The sequence below is a fragment of the Bifidobacterium sp. UBA4282 genome, from assembly GCF_002394995.1.
GTDB classification, from domain to species: Bacteria; Actinomycetota; Actinomycetes; order Actinomycetales; family Bifidobacteriaceae; genus Bifidobacterium; species Bifidobacterium pullorum_B.
The window spans coordinates 52,713-53,114 of sequence record NZ_DGVO01000024.1; the positions used below are offsets into that span (position 1 = coordinate 52,713).

The window sequence follows — 402 nt, forward strand, 5'->3', positions numbered from 1 at the left end:
CCCCCCGCCGCAGCACCCGTTCCAATACCGTTACGCATACCCTCATTCGTCTTGCTCACCGGATGATGATAACGCGTCATAGATGACATGGATGCCCAACCACCGGGCACGCGAGCCTCCGCGCCGACCCGCGGTGTTAGAGTATGCGTAGCCAGGACCATGGCCGGCGATGCGGCCGCGCGCCGTCGGGACGACGCGGCGGCAGGCATCGCGGCAACAATAGAAGGAGCATCAATGAGCGCGATCGATACCACATGCGTACAGGGCGGCTATCAGCCGGGCAACGGCGAGTCCCGTACCCCGCCGATCATCCAGGCCACGACGTTCAAGTACACGTCCAGCGAGCAGATGAGCCGACTGTTCGACCTGTCGGAGTCCGGATACTTCTACACCCGCCTGCAG

The 402-nt window shown here is 63.4% G+C and carries 1 pseudogene; it reads left to right on the top strand.

What is annotated here, in order from left to right:
* Positions 1 to 234: 234 nt before the first annotated feature.
* Positions 235 to 402, top strand: a pseudogene (locus B4C31_RS03280) (PLP-dependent transferase); the annotation flags it as partial.